13 protein-coding genes are annotated in these 12,608 nt (G+C 59.1%); 7 read left to right on the top strand and 6 right to left on the bottom strand.

The window, feature by feature from the left end; all coding sequences use genetic code 11:
• The first annotated feature begins 47 nt into the window (after nucleotides 1-47).
• Nucleotides 48-455, top strand: a complete 408-nt coding sequence (locus tag ACYP2Q_RS09465) for an SMI1/KNR4 family protein (protein ID WP_003187120.1) — start codon at nucleotides 48-50, stop codon at nucleotides 453-455.
• Between the two features lie 21 nt (nucleotides 456-476).
• Here the strand turns inward: ACYP2Q_RS09465 and ACYP2Q_RS09460 are convergent, their stop codons facing one another.
• Nucleotides 477-2,240 (bottom strand): cation:proton antiporter, encoded by a 1,764-nt coding sequence (locus ACYP2Q_RS09460; RefSeq protein WP_459730231.1) that lies wholly within the window; start codon nucleotides 2,238-2,240, stop codon nucleotides 477-479.
• Between the two features lie 241 nt (nucleotides 2,241-2,481).
• On the opposite strand from ACYP2Q_RS09460, the gene ACYP2Q_RS09455 reads away from it, so the two are divergent.
• Nucleotides 2,482-2,964, top strand: coding sequence for an acyl-CoA thioesterase (locus ACYP2Q_RS09455; RefSeq protein ID WP_008064551.1), 483 nt, complete (start codon nucleotides 2,482-2,484; stop codon nucleotides 2,962-2,964).
• A gap of 51 nt (nucleotides 2,965-3,015) precedes the next feature.
• Here ACYP2Q_RS09455 and pdxY read toward each other — a convergent pair whose 3' ends face one another.
• Nucleotides 3,016-3,888 (bottom strand): pyridoxal kinase PdxY, encoded by an 873-nt coding sequence (pdxY, locus tag ACYP2Q_RS09450; protein ID WP_459730230.1) that lies wholly within the window; start codon nucleotides 3,886-3,888, stop codon nucleotides 3,016-3,018.
• A gap of 120 nt (nucleotides 3,889-4,008) precedes the next feature.
• On the opposite strand from pdxY, the gene ACYP2Q_RS09445 reads away from it, so the two are divergent.
• Nucleotides 4,009-4,422: a DUF3301 domain-containing protein gene (locus tag ACYP2Q_RS09445; protein WP_459730229.1), complete on the top strand. Its 414-nt coding sequence runs from the start codon at nucleotides 4,009-4,011 to the stop codon at nucleotides 4,420-4,422.
• A 48-nt stretch (nucleotides 4,423-4,470) separates the two neighbouring features.
• Here the strand turns inward: ACYP2Q_RS09445 and ACYP2Q_RS09440 are convergent, their stop codons facing one another.
• Entirely contained in the window at nucleotides 4,471-5,436 is a 966-nt protein-coding gene (locus tag ACYP2Q_RS09440; RefSeq protein WP_459730228.1) for a CobW family GTP-binding protein, read from the bottom strand.
• A gap of 26 nt (nucleotides 5,437-5,462) precedes the next feature.
• On the opposite strand from ACYP2Q_RS09440, the gene ACYP2Q_RS09435 reads away from it, so the two are divergent.
• Nucleotides 5,463-5,819 carry an NADH:ubiquinone oxidoreductase gene (locus tag ACYP2Q_RS09435; protein WP_459730227.1) on the top strand — a complete coding sequence of 119 codons (357 nt, stop codon included), beginning with the start codon at nucleotides 5,463-5,465 and terminating at the stop codon, nucleotides 5,817-5,819.
• 3 nt (nucleotides 5,820-5,822) lie between these two features.
• Here ACYP2Q_RS09435 and zigA read toward each other — a convergent pair whose 3' ends face one another.
• Entirely contained in the window at nucleotides 5,823-7,028 is a 1,206-nt protein-coding gene (gene zigA / locus ACYP2Q_RS09430) for a zinc metallochaperone GTPase ZigA (RefSeq protein ID WP_459730226.1), read from the bottom strand.
• A gap of 93 nt (nucleotides 7,029-7,121) precedes the next feature.
• Here zigA and folE2 point away from each other — a divergent pair, with 93 nt between their 5' ends.
• Nucleotides 7,122-8,018: a GTP cyclohydrolase FolE2 gene (folE2, locus tag ACYP2Q_RS09425; RefSeq protein WP_459730225.1), complete on the top strand. Its 897-nt coding sequence runs from the start codon at nucleotides 7,122-7,124 to the stop codon at nucleotides 8,016-8,018.
• 193 nt (nucleotides 8,019-8,211) lie between these two features.
• The gene (locus ACYP2Q_RS09420) at nucleotides 8,212-9,111 is read left to right on the top strand and encodes a His/Gly/Thr/Pro-type tRNA ligase C-terminal domain-containing protein (RefSeq protein ID WP_459730224.1); all 900 of its coding nucleotides are present in this window, start codon (nucleotides 8,212-8,214) and stop codon (nucleotides 9,109-9,111) included.
• Nucleotides 9,112-9,158: 47 nt separating this feature from the next.
• On the opposite strand, the gene ACYP2Q_RS09415 is transcribed toward ACYP2Q_RS09420, so the two are convergent.
• On the bottom strand, nucleotides 9,159-9,680 hold the full coding sequence (locus ACYP2Q_RS09415) for a DUF3617 domain-containing protein (protein ID WP_459730223.1): 522 nt from the start codon (nucleotides 9,678-9,680) through the stop codon (nucleotides 9,159-9,161).
• A 132-nt stretch (nucleotides 9,681-9,812) separates the two neighbouring features.
• Between ACYP2Q_RS09415 and cls the strand changes: the two genes are divergently transcribed.
• Nucleotides 9,813-11,252 (top strand): cardiolipin synthase, encoded by a 1,440-nt coding sequence (cls, locus tag ACYP2Q_RS09410; RefSeq protein ID WP_459730222.1) that lies wholly within the window; start codon nucleotides 9,813-9,815, stop codon nucleotides 11,250-11,252.
• Here cls and cfaB read toward each other — a convergent pair.
• Nucleotides 11,249-12,433, bottom strand: a complete 1,185-nt coding sequence (cfaB, locus tag ACYP2Q_RS09405) for a C17 cyclopropane fatty acid synthase CfaB (RefSeq protein WP_459730221.1) — start codon at nucleotides 12,431-12,433, stop codon at nucleotides 11,249-11,251. The two genes, cls and cfaB, sit on opposite strands and share 4 nt — an antisense overlap.
• Between the last annotated feature and the right edge of the window lie 175 nt (nucleotides 12,434-12,608).

The raw sequence follows: 12,608 nt of genomic DNA, 5'->3' as shown, positions 1-12,608 counted from the left end.
AAACCGCCCCATATAAACCGCGCCATACATGCAAGAGGATCCCGGACGTGGAAGAAATCATCGAACAACTGCGTGAAGCCAACGAACCGGTACCGGTCCCCTTGGAGTTACCCGACGAAGACCTGCTGGTCGAGATCGAAGAACAACTGTTCATCGACATTCCATTCGTCTTCAGAGAGTTCCTGCTGACCGTCAGCGACGTGGTCTATGGCAGCCTGGAACCGGTCACCGTGACTGACCCGCAATCCCACACCTACCTGCCGGACGTTGCCGCCAACGCCTGGGATGCAGGTGTTGATCGCAGCCTCATTCCGATCTGCCAGGACGGCGACGACTACTACTGCGTCGAAGAAGACGGCACCGTGGTGCTTTGGCAGGCCGAAGAAGAGCTGATCGCCGAAGAGACCTGGGAATCGGTATGGCACTGGGCGCGGGACGTCTGGCTGGAAAGCTGAGGCAGTCGACGCCCCACCGGCTCAATGTCCCGGCGAATCCTTGTGGTTTTCCAGGGTATCGAGCAACGCCACCTGCATCCGCGTGTGCACGCGGATGAACCAGCGCCACAGCAGTGCCGCCACAGCGGCAGCGACCACGGCGATCAGGACCAGCAACTTGTTGGTCGGCAGAATACTGGCCGACAAGGCTGCCAGCAGCAGGAAAATCACCAGCAGCGAGAGGATCGGGATCACTTCGGAGATCACCCGGCGCACTCGCTGCGTGTGACGGCCCGCCATCTCCGGTTTGACGCCCATTTCCGCCAGCAACATCGACAATGCCTTGAGCTTGCGATACGCGGCAATCAGGAATGGCAGCGACAGCAGTAGCGCCCCGCCCCAGATCAACGCTTTCTGCCAGCTCGGGTCGCTGATCCAGCCTTGCAGATAAGTGGATATGCCTTCGGCGAAGTACGCGCCGGAAAAGAAGATCGCAATGACCAGCGCCAGATTGACCCCCACCTGCAGCAAGATCCGGCGAATCATCGAGGCCAGCAATGCGCCCTGGCCTTGCGGTTGGATGCTGCGCAGCCATTCGCCATACATGCCCAACACTCGGCCCAGGCGCTGCGGCATCACGGCCGCCAGTTTGATCGACAACGGGTCCGCTGCCCGGATCAGGTACGGCGTCATCAACGTAGTGAGCACTGACACCGCCACGGCTACCGGATAGAGGAAGTTGCTGGTGACCTGCAGGGTCATGCCCAGCGAAGCGATGATGAACGAAAATTCGCCAATCTGCGAAAGACCCATGCCGACGCGCAGTGAGGTGCGTCCGTCGTTGCCGGCGATAAAGGCGCCAAGACCGCAGGACAGCATCTTGCCGAGCACCACCGCCACGGTAATCACCGCAATGGGCCAGGCGTATTGCAGCAGGATCATCGGATCGAGCATCAGACCGATGGCAACAAAAAATATCGCACTGAACAGGTCGCGGACCGGCTCGATCAGGCGCTCGATTTTCAGCAACTGCCGCGACTCAGCCATGATCGCGCCAATCAGGAATGCGCCGAGCACCATGCTGTACTCAAGCTTGACCACCAGCAGGCAGAAGCCAAAACACAGGCCCAGCACTGTGATCAGCAGCATTTCATTGCTTTCGAATTTGGCCACGTAGGCCAGCAGGCGCGGCACCAGCAGGATGCCGATGACCAGCGCGACGATCATGAACAGCGACAGCTTGCCGACCGTGGAAAACACCTCACCCGAACTGACCGTGCCGCTGACCGCGATACTCGACAGCAAGGCAATGATGCCGATGCCCAGGATGTCCTCGACGATCAGCACGCCAAAGATCAACTGCGCAAAGCGCTGGTTCTTCATCTTCAGGTCATTGAGCGCCTTGACGATGATGGTGGTCGAGGAAATAGCCAGGATCGCCCCGAGGAACAGCGAGTCCATGGTGTTCCAATCGAACCAGCGGCCGATTTCGTAGCCGATCCAGATCATCAGTACGATTTCCAGGAACGCCGCGATAAACGCCGTGGCACCGACCTTGAACAGCTTGCGCAGGCTGAATTCCAGGCCCAGGCAGAACATCAGGAAAATCACCCCCAGCTCAGCCAGGGTCTTGATGGTCTCTTCGTCGTGGATCAGGCCGAACGGCGGCGTGTGCGGGCCAATGATGAAGCCGGCCACGATGTAACCCAGCACCACCGGTTGCTTCAGTCGATGGAACAGTACGGTCACCACGCCTGCGACCAACATGATCACTGCCAGATCCTGAATAAAACTGATGGCATGCATGGCGTGGGGCTCCTTGGGGTGACATGGCGCTTTTCGTGTAGGACTTTTCCCTTGGGTCTGGGCTTTTGCAGGGTAACACCGCGACTACGGGCGCAAAGGCGGTGCAATATATGGAAACAGATCGATTGGGCGTGACGGCGGCTGCCCGCGCGGCGTCCCGATAACTGTCGGTTTGAAAAAACCCGCTGAAGCGCCCGCAGAGGTGCGTCCCTCAAACCTAGCCTTGACCCGTGAGAACGCTATGGAACCCGGAAACGCCCAGCTGTCGATGACAGTATTGATGACCCCCGACATGGCCAACTTCTCTGGCAATGTCCATGGCGGCACCCTGCTCAAATATCTCGACGAAGTGGCCTACGCCTGCGCCAGCCGCTATGCCGGCCGCTACGTGGTGACCTTGTCGGTGGACCAGGTAATTTTCCGCGAGCCGATCCATGTCGGTGAACTGGTGACCTTCCTTGCATCGGTCAACTACACCGGCAACACCTCCATGGAGGTGGGCATCAAGGTGGTGACCGAGAATATCCGTGAGCGCTCGGTACGCCATACCAACAGCTGCTTCTTCACCATGGTCGCCGTGGATGATCAGCGCAAACCCGCCCCCGTGCCGCCGCTGCAACCTGAAAACAGCGAAGACAAGCGCCGTTACATGCAGGCCCAGCAACGTCGTCAGATTCGTCAGGAGCTGGAAAAGCGTTACCAGGAAATCAAGGGCGACGCCTAAAGCAAAAGATCGCAGCCAGTAGGAGTTGCCGCAGGCTGCGATCTTTTTGGGTTACAAACTGATCGAAGTCGCCTCGAACCGTACTCGCGGATGCGCAATCCGGTCCTGAGCCCGAACCAGTTCCAGTTCATAACTGGAGCAGGCCTGGGTTTCCAGTAACACCTCATGCACCGCCGACGCGGCGAATTCGAACGCCGCCACCAGGCTATCGCCCAGCAGAACGCGAGCCAGAAACAACCCGGAGGTCAGGTCGCCCACACCCACCGGCTGACGCGGAAACGCCAGCAGCGGACGCTGCAGATGCCAGCTGCCTTCAGCCGTCACCAGCAACATCTCAAAGACATCGGCCTTTTTGCCGGGATAGTCCAGGTGCTTGACCAACACTGCCTTCGGTCCGCGTGCGAGCAGCGCACGTGCCATCGCCAGACAGTCGAACAGTGACTGCGGCTTGCGCCCCGAGAAACTGTCGAGTTCCAGTTGATTGGGGCACATGAAGTCGGCCACGCTGGCGGCCTCCTCCAGCAGGAAATCACTGACCTCCCCCGGCACGCTGCAACCCTTCTCCGGATGGCCCATCACCGGGTCACACAGGTAAAGCGCCTTGGGATTGAACGACTTGATTCTCGCCACCGCCGTCAGAATCGCCCTGCCCTGGGCCGCACTGCCAAGGTAACCGGACAGCACCGCATCGCAATTGCCCAGCTCGCCAATGGCCGCGATACCTTCGACCAGATCGGGAATCTGGTGCGGTGCCAGTACGTCACCGGCCCATTGGCCGTACTGGGTGTGATTGGAGAACTGCACGGTGTTGAGCGGCCAGACATTCACCCCGACGCGCTGCATCGGGAAGACCGCGGCACTGTTGCCGGCGTGACCGAACACCACGTGGGACTGGATAGCGAGCAGATGGGGCGTACGTTTCATGCGGTGAGTTATCCGTAAAACGATTGAAATTCGAGCCACGCAGTATGCGACTAAACGCAGCCTGTACGACAGACCGGCGACACAGTTAAGCTGACACTATCTTGTTGGAGCACCCTGTTGATGCTGACCCTTGGAAATATTTTAGTGCTGATGCTTTTCGCCACTGCGGGTGCCTGGCTGTGGCACAACCATGGCTTGCGCGAACACGCACTGGAACGGGTCAAGCAGCATTGCGCCAAGCTCGGGATCGAGCTGCTGGATGGCAACGTGGCGTTGAAAAGAATCGCGTTCATCAAGGATGCCAATGGTCGGCGACGATTGGCCCGTGTGTACAACTTCGAATTCACCGTGACCGGCGAAACCCGCCACAACGGTACCATCACCCAGTTCGGCCCACACAGCGTACAGATCGAGCTGGCGCCTTATCCCATGCCATTCGACGACACACCCACGGTGGCGGACGTGGTCAAGCCGCGAGCCGAGGTGATCGAGTTGAGCCAGTGGCGACAGGAACACACCAAGTGGCGGCCTTGAAGATCCCACAATCCCCTGGAGCTGCCGCAGGCTGCGATCTTTTGATCCTCACCCCAATCGACACCCATCCAGAGCCCGTTGCAGCACATCAACATCCTGCAACCCATCAAAAATCAGCTCAATCCGCGAATCCTGCCGCCATTCGCTGGGCTGCCACGCCAGCACCGCGTTATCCAACGCATTCGCCGACACCCACCCCCCAGCGCTGTGGATAACCATCTTCGCCCGCCGCCATTCAAGGCCAATAAGCCAGCGAACAATCCTGTCAGCATCAAACACCTGGCTCGGATGCCAGCGCCAGCCAATACTCCAGCCGCCCTCCTGTTCCTGACTCAGGCAAATCGGCCGCTCCGGATCAGTCCAGATCGCCGGCAACTGCGCCAGCCCCCGGGGCGCCACGAAGTTATCCACACCCGCCACAGCCCGAGCGTCCAGGCCCGGCAATTGGCTCAATGGCATCGCTGCATGGTGCGCCCAGTACAACGGGCGCCTCGGCAACAGCGCGGCAAGTTGCTGACGAACGATTTCATCGAGGTGTTCCGACTTGTTCATCAGCAACAGGCCGGCACTCTCCAGCGCGTCCTGCTGCGCCGCCGGTAGCGGCTTGCCAGCCGCAAGTGCCTGGGCGTCCAGCACCAGAACACAGGGTTGGACGCTCAGGACACCTTGCCACGGCGCTTCCCGCAACTGCCTGAGCAATTGCGCCGGATGCCCCAGCCCGGAAGGCTCGATGAACAATCGATCCGGTCGCGCCTTGCGCAGCAAACGACCGAGACCAATCTGGAACGGTGCACCGTTGACACAACACAAGCAGCCCCCGGCCACTTCACCCAGTGCGATACCATCGGCATCACGGGTCAACAACGCGGCATCGATACCGATCTGACCGAATTCGTTGATCAGCACCGCCCAGCGTTCGCCAGCGGGACGTTGTGCCAGCAGGTGCTTGATCAGGCTGGTCTTGCCGGCCCCCAAGGGTCCGGCGATGACATGGGTGGGTATGTTCTGCAACATGATCGAAGGTGTCTGAGGAGGTAAGAATGCGGTGGATTGGATGGTCATTGCTGCTGGTGCTCAATTGCAGCGAGGCGTTGGCCCAGGCCTGCGTGGTCCACAGTCAGGCGGAACGGCTCGACGTGAAAGTCTGCCAGCAGAACCGCAACATTCCAGAAAAACTCTTCGCCGACGGATTCTGTCAGCCAAACCTTGCGGGGCAGAAAGTCGAGGTGCAGTACGTCGACCAATGCCCTGGTGGGGAGTTCGGCGTGTGCAGCAACGCCCAAGTCGCCAATATGCCCTACCGGCAGGATATTCACTATTACGGCGTTGCCACGGATGCGGCGTATCTGAAGCCGTTTTGCGAAGCCCAGAGCCAGGGAACCTGGCTCACGCCTTGAAGATCAAGCGGCGTCCTCGTGCCAGGGGCCGAACGGATCAGGCAACAAGCACCAGCCCTCTGCGCCCAGCAGCATTTCCTCATCGCTCAACAGGCAATCGTCGAGCTCGGCGGTGAGTCGCGCGAAATCGATATTCTGGCCGATGAACACAAGTTCCTGCCGGCAATCGCCACTGGCAGCCTCCCAGTTCTTCAGGATGGCAACGCTGCTTTCCGGGTCCTGTGGCCACTGGTCCTTCTGCACGAATCGCCACCAGCGCCCGGCAAAACCATAACGCATCATCCCACCGGCCTGGGACCAGCTACCGGCGTCCGTATGTTTGCTCGCCAGCCAGAAGAACCCCTTGGAGCGCAGCAGCCTGCCATTGAGCCATGGACCGTCGATGAAGTTGAAGAACCGCTGCGGATGGAAAGGTCGACGTGCGCGATAGGCACAGGTCGCGATGCCGTACTCATCGGTTTCCGCTACGTGTTCGCCGCGCAATTCCTGCAACCAGCCCGGCGCTTGTGCCGCCTTCTCGAAGTTGAAGCGACTGGTGTCGAGGATCGTCTCCAGCGGCACCTCGCCCATCACCATCGGGAGGATTTGCGCCTGGGCGTTGAGTCGTTCGAGGATCGCCATCAGTTCCTCGCGCTCACGGCGGCTGATCAAGTCGATCTTGCTGATCAGGATAACGTCGGCGAACTCGATCTGCTCGATCAACAGATCGGTGATCGCGCGTTCATCCCCCTCACCCAGCGTTTCGCCACGGGAAGCCAGGCTTTCGGCGGCCTGGAAGTCGACCAGGAAATTCATGCCATCCACCACGGTGACCATGGTGTCGAGCCGGGCGATGTCGGAGAGGCTCTGGCCGTGTTCGTCGCGGAAAGTAAAGGTCTCCGCCACGGGCAGCGGTTCTGAAATGCCGGTTGATTCGATCAACAGGTAATCGAAACGACCGTCCCGGGCGAGCGCGCCGACTTCCTCCAGCAAGTCTTCGCGCAACGTGCAGCAGATGCAGCCGTTGCTCATTTCCACGAGTTTCTCTTCTGCACGATTGAGAGTGACATCGCGCTGGACCACGCTGCCGTCTATGTTGATTTCACTCATGTCATTGACGATTACAGCGACTCGCAAGCCATTTCTATTACGTAATATGTAATTAAGAAGTGTACTTTTTCCTGCACCAAGAAAGCCCGACAGGACTGTTACGGGAAGGCGATTGGGCATCGGAAGCTCCTCACAGGGTCATTCATAAAAATCTATCGCTTGCTGAATGTTATCATATAACATTACGCAAACACTTCCACGATGGATTTCCCCATGAACGCGCTGACTCTGCCGGACATCGCCGCGCAGGCTTCAAGCCAAGCCCTGCCACTGGAGTGGGTGGGCATGTGCGGCATTGCTCTTCCTGTTTTGCTCGACGGCAAGATGTTGCCTGCAACGGCCGATGCCGGTGTGAGCCTCAATAACGGCGAGGCGCGAGGTATTCATATGTCGCGGCTGTACCTGGCGCTGGAAAAACTTGAGCACGAAACGCTCTCGCCCGATCTGCTGCGGCGTATTTTGCGAAGTTTCCTCGACAGTCACGAGGGACTGGCCAACAGCGCTTATCTGAACATTCACCTCGATCTGCTGCTGAAACGACCGGCACTGATCAGTCCATTGGCTGGCTGGAAAAGCTATCCCGTGAGCATCGAAGCGCGTTTGAAAAGTGCGATGTTCCACGTGGAACTAAAAATTGCCCTGCCTTATTCCTCAACCTGTCCCTGTTCAGCCGCGCTCTCTCGACAGCTTATTCAGCAGAAATTTGTCGATGACTTTGCCAACCGCGCTTTGCATCACACCGAAGTACTGGCTTGGCTTGGCTCGAGTGAAGGCATAGTCGCCACTCCCCACAGTCAACGCAGCACCGCGCAATTGAGTCTGCGTCTGTACGAGTATGTGGATGAGCTGCCACTGATCGCGGTCATCAACGACGCTGAAGCAGCCCTCGGCACCGCCGTACAAACCGCCGTCAAGCGCGCGGATGAACAGGCGTTCGCCTTGGCCAACGGACAGAACCTGATGTTCTGTGAAGACGCCGCCCGGCGCTTGAACCTGGCCTTGAAACGCTCACCTGGCATCGGCGGCTTTCAGGTACGGGTTATCCACTCTGAAAGTTTGCATGCCCACGATGCCGTCGCCGAAAGCCGCTGGAACTGGGAGGCCGCCTGATGCGTTTATGGGCGTTTCTTTAAGCTATTTACCGAGAATGTGGTGTATGCCCATATCGGCCTGGTGCGCGACTACAAGGGCCTTGCAGCGTGAGGTTCGAATGGACGCGACAAACGTCTAGATGACAGCGACCGGGGATGGATCTAAGGTTTATCCGCTACGCATGTGATCGAAGCATTCGAGAACAACAATCATGATCCAGATCACCTTGCCCGATGGTTCAATGCGTGAATACGATCAACCGCTGTCCGTGCATGAGGTTGCCGCAAGTATTGGCCCCGGGCTGGCCAACGCGGCGGTAGCGGGTCGGGTGGATGGCCTGTTGGTGGACTGTGAGTTCATGATCCGGGCCAATGCCCGGGTCAGTGTCGTGACGCCGCAGGAACCGGACGGCCTGGAGATCCTCCGGCGCTCCTGCTCGCTGATGCTGGCGATGGCGGTCAAGCAGTTGCATGCCCATGCTCAGCTGCGAACCAGTTCGGCGCTGGGTGACGGGTTCTATTGCGAGTTCACTGTCGAGCGCCCAATGATGGGCACCGATCTGCCGCTGATCGAAGCGCGCATGCAGTCATTGGCGGCGACTAACCATTCTATCCGCCGCAGTCCGAACCTCTCCCCGTCTTCCCCCAATCTGTCGCTGTACCGCCTCGGGGACTCCGACTATTTGACCAGCGGCCCGCATGTCCCCACCACCCGGGTCTTGCAGGCCTTTGCCCTCGATCACATCAACGGCACCTTGCAGCAACGCATCTATGGCACCTGTTGGTCCAGTCACCAGGAATTACAGGATTGGCGCCTTCCGGCCCATGTGGTGGTGGTCAGCATGGATGACCGGCAGACGAGCTATGCCCATGCAGTCACCGAACGCCTGCGCCGCAGTGGCGTGCGCGCCCTGGCGGATCTGCGTAACGAAAAAGTGCGCCACAAGATTCGCCATCACAGTCAGACAGTGCCGTACCTGGTGGTGGTAGGCGAAAAGGAGAAGGCTGGCGGGTATGTCAGCGTGCGCAATCGCAACGGGGAGGATTTTGGCAGGATGAAGGTTGAGGCGGTGTGTGAGTGGCTGGGCCAGCCGGGGAGTTCAGGTGTCTGAACGGATTTCGCGGGCAAGCCCTACAGGCTTGCCCGCGAAGTTAACGTTCAGGCTCGTGGCTTGACGGTTCCGCAATCCTGCCCCAACCAGACGGCACGGGTATCCAGGCTACCCTTCTGCTGGATACCGGTGGCGTTGAACGTACCGTTGACCTTGGTGGTGAACTCGCGATCACTGAGGAACGTGGCAACACCCGCGCCTTGCGCTTTCGGGCAACTGAAACGGAATTTCCACTGGTTGCCGGTCCGCTCGGTGATTTGCTGGGTGCAGCCCGATTGCGGGTCGGTCAGCGGAATATTGTCGCTCTTGACCTGCTCTGGCGTCAGGCACGCCCGAATCCCTTTGCCGCCCATGGTGATGCCCTGTTTCTCCAGCTGTGCGCGCTGTTCAGGGGTCATCTGACTTTGAATCTGGCCAAGGAGCAGTTGCAGATCCGGCAGGTTCTGGTCATCGACTTTCATGTTGCTCGAGGTCAATTCCCACAAACCTGGCTGCAGCATTTGCGCCTGAGCCGCCACAGGAAGTACCACACCAAATGCCATGGCCAAACCCAGCAGACGAACGTTCATCGAGTAACTCCTGATCAGTAGTGGCCGTTAGACGTCGCCGGCAGGCTTCGGTTCATGGGCCAATTAAATAGCGACATTCTGCACGGAACATGGTCTGTTAAGCATTGAATCTTCAGGAGCAAGGCAGCCCCCATGGATTATTTTGGACCGCATGTTTTTGGCTACGTCATCGCACTGCTGCACTCATTGGGCCTGATTGCGGCAATCCACGCCGTGCTGACCGTCCGCACGGCCCAAGGCTCGATTGCCTGGGCCTTGTCATTGTTGTTCATGCCCTACCTGACACTCATCCCCTATCTGGTCTTCGGCCGCAGCTCCTTCGACGCTTATATCAAGGCGCGGCGCCAGGCCAACGAGGAGATGCGCAAGGCTGTCTCAGAGCTCAACTGGCGCCCCTGGGTGGAGGAAGCCCTCACCGCCCGAGCGTCCAGCGCCTACGCGTCATTAAGGGCGATGCCGAAGCTCGGGCGCATGCCTTGCCTGGCAAACAATGAAGTGCAGTTGCTGATCAATGGCCAGGCGACCTTCGAGGCGATTTTCCACGCTATCAGCCAGGCCCGGGAAGCCGTACTGGTGCAGTTCTTCATCATCCACGACGACCGCCTGGGCCGACGCCTGCGTGACCTGTTGCTGCAAAAAGCCAGCGAAGGCGTGGCGATCTACCTGCTCTACGACCGCATCGGCAGCCACTCCCTGCCCCATGCTTACGTCCAGTCGCTGCGCGATGGCGGTGTCGCGGTCAAAGCCTTTGCCACTCGCAGCGGCTGGCTCAATCGCTTCCAGGTCAACTTTCGCAACCACCGCAAGATCGTGGTCGTCGACGGTATTCTGGGCTTCGTCGGTGGCCACAACGTCGGCGACGAATACATGGGCGAGAAACCACCCCTGGCCCCCTGGCGCGATACCCATGTGCAAGTACGTGGACCAGTGGTGGCCTGCATGCAGGAGTCCTTCGCCGAAGACTGGTTCTGGGCGGCCCGGGAACTACCACAGCTGATTCTGCCGCAGGTGTATCCAGATGACGGGGTACTTTGCCAGATGCTCGCCAGTGGCCCGGCGGACGCCTACGAAACCTGTTCACTGTTCTTCGTCGAAGCGATCCATGCATCCACACAACGCGTGTGGATCACCAGCCCCTATTTCATCCCTGACGAAGCGGTCCTCGCGGCGTTGCGCCTGGCGGTCCTGCGCGGGGTGGATGTGCGGATTCTGCTGCCGTCGCGGCCCGACCACCGCATCGTCTACGCCGCTTCCAGCCTCTATGCCTTTGAAGCCGTGCGCGCCGGTGTGCGGGTATTCCGCTATGAGCCCGGGTTCCTGCATCAGAAAGTAGTGTTGATCGACAGCGAAATCAGCGCCATTGGCAGCGCCAACATGGACAACCGTTCGTTTCGTTTGAATTTCGAAGTGATGCTGCTGACGGTCGACAGCGCGTTTGCCGCCCAGGTGGAGCAAATGCTCAACGATGACTTCGACCAGGCCCACGAAATCGCCAAGTACGAAGGCCGGGAGACCCACCGCTTGCAGCAGGTCGGCATGCGGATCGCCCGGCTTATTTCACCCATCCTCTAGGGATTGTAGATGTCGTCTCGTGTCCACGGCAGCTCATGGCTGCCATCGGCGTGGGCCTTCACCGCGAGAATCTGGTGCAGGTTGATCCAGCCACGGGCAAACGCGTAGGCGCAGCCGGCCAGGTACAGGCGCCAGATACGCAGGGCTTGCTCCGGCACCAGTTTCGAGGCGGCCTCAAGGTTGTCTTCCAGACGTTCGCTCCAGTGATCCAGGGTCCGTGCGTAATGCAGGCGCAGACTCTCGACGTCGACGATCTCCAGCCCTGCCTCACTGATCTCGGCAGAAATCATCGACAGGTGCGGCAGTTCGCCGTTGGGGAACACATACTTCTCGATGAACTCCCCGGCACCTCGTCCAACCGGGCGGCCATCCGTATGTTTGGCGGTAATCCCGTGGTTCATCACCAGGCCGCCCTCTTTCACCGCACCGAACAGGGTTTTACAGTATTCGGCCAGGTTCGCGTGACCAACGTGTTCGAACATGCCGACGCTGACCACTTTATCGAAGCGCCCGTCCTGAGGCAGGTCGCGGTAGTCGAGTAATTGCAGCTCGACCAATTCCTCCAGGCCTTCCTCTTTAACACGCTCACGAGCCAGGTCCAATTGCGCTTTACTGAGGGTAATCCCGAATACTTTCGCACCGAATTCACGGGCCGCATACCGCGCCAATCCGCCCCAACCGCAGCCGACGTCCAGCAAATACTCACCGGGTTGCAACCGCAACTTGCGACACAGGTGGCGGAATTTTGCTTGCTGGGCTTGCTCAAGGGTTTCGCTGCCGGTCTCGAAATAGGCGCAGGAATAGGCCATGTCGCTGTCGAGCCACAGCTGATAAAACGCGTTGGACAGGTCGTAGTGGTAGGAAATCGCCTTGGCATCGGTCTCCTTGTCGTGGGCGGTGCGCACAGGCTGACTGTCAAGGTCACCGAGCAATGCCTGGCTCCACTCATCACAGACACGGATCACATCGCTGATGGAACCTTCCAGCTCCAGTTTGCCCTCGACGAACGCCGCCCCGAGCGCGTCCAGGCTCGGATGCGTGAACTGGGAAACCATTTGTGGGTCCTTGACCACAATTGTGACACTGGGCGTCGGCCCCAGATTGAATTCATGGCCGTCCCAGAGTCGCAGGCGTAGCGGTAGCTGCAGATTCTGTAAGGCCGGTGGAAGATGCGCGAGCATGGAAAATCCCCCTTGTTTCAGACGTCTGCTGAGAGGTTAGACCATCCTTGAAAAATAGCTGGCTATCGATTTGATAGCGATCCCCTAAGAGTCCAGGACTGCCCTGAATTCACAGAAATGACCGCTCTCACCTAGAGGACTGCAAATTCGGCGGACAGTTCTGTATTTTTAAAGC

This window comes from Pseudomonas sp. MHK4, from assembly GCF_054600775.1.
Note: the sequence above shows the minus strand (reverse complement) of the source record. Positions and strands in the feature narration are given on the sequence as shown.

What these genes read in the sequence shown, in the direction of transcription:
- ACYP2Q_RS09460 (WP_459730231.1), bottom strand. Translation starts at nt 2,240, where the DNA reads ATGCATGCCATCAGTTTTATTCAGGATCTGGCAGTGATCATGTTGGTC.
- ACYP2Q_RS09455 (WP_008064551.1), top strand. Translation starts at nt 2,482, where the DNA reads ATGGAACCCGGAAACGCCCAGCTGTCGATGACAGTATTGATGACCCCC.
- pdxY (WP_459730230.1), bottom strand. Translation starts at nt 3,888, where the DNA reads ATGAAACGTACGCCCCATCTGCTCGCTATCCAGTCCCACGTGGTGTTC.
- ACYP2Q_RS09445 (WP_459730229.1), top strand. Translation starts at nt 4,009, where the DNA reads ATGCTGACCCTTGGAAATATTTTAGTGCTGATGCTTTTCGCCACTGCG.
- ACYP2Q_RS09440 (WP_459730228.1), bottom strand. Translation starts at nt 5,436, where the DNA reads ATGTTGCAGAACATACCCACCCATGTCATCGCCGGACCCTTGGGGGCC.
- ACYP2Q_RS09435 (WP_459730227.1), top strand. Translation starts at nt 5,463, where the DNA reads ATGCGGTGGATTGGATGGTCATTGCTGCTGGTGCTCAATTGCAGCGAG.
- zigA (WP_459730226.1), bottom strand. Translation starts at nt 7,028, where the DNA reads ATGCCCAATCGCCTTCCCGTAACAGTCCTGTCGGGCTTTCTTGGTGCA.
- folE2 (WP_459730225.1), top strand. Translation starts at nt 7,122, where the DNA reads ATGAACGCGCTGACTCTGCCGGACATCGCCGCGCAGGCTTCAAGCCAA.
- ACYP2Q_RS09420 (WP_459730224.1), top strand. Translation starts at nt 8,212, where the DNA reads ATGATCCAGATCACCTTGCCCGATGGTTCAATGCGTGAATACGATCAA.
- ACYP2Q_RS09415 (WP_459730223.1), bottom strand. Translation starts at nt 9,680, where the DNA reads ATGAACGTTCGTCTGCTGGGTTTGGCCATGGCATTTGGTGTGGTACTT.
- cls (WP_459730222.1), top strand. Translation starts at nt 9,813, where the DNA reads ATGGATTATTTTGGACCGCATGTTTTTGGCTACGTCATCGCACTGCTG.
- cfaB (WP_459730221.1), bottom strand. Translation starts at nt 12,433, where the DNA reads ATGCTCGCGCATCTTCCACCGGCCTTACAGAATCTGCAGCTACCGCTA.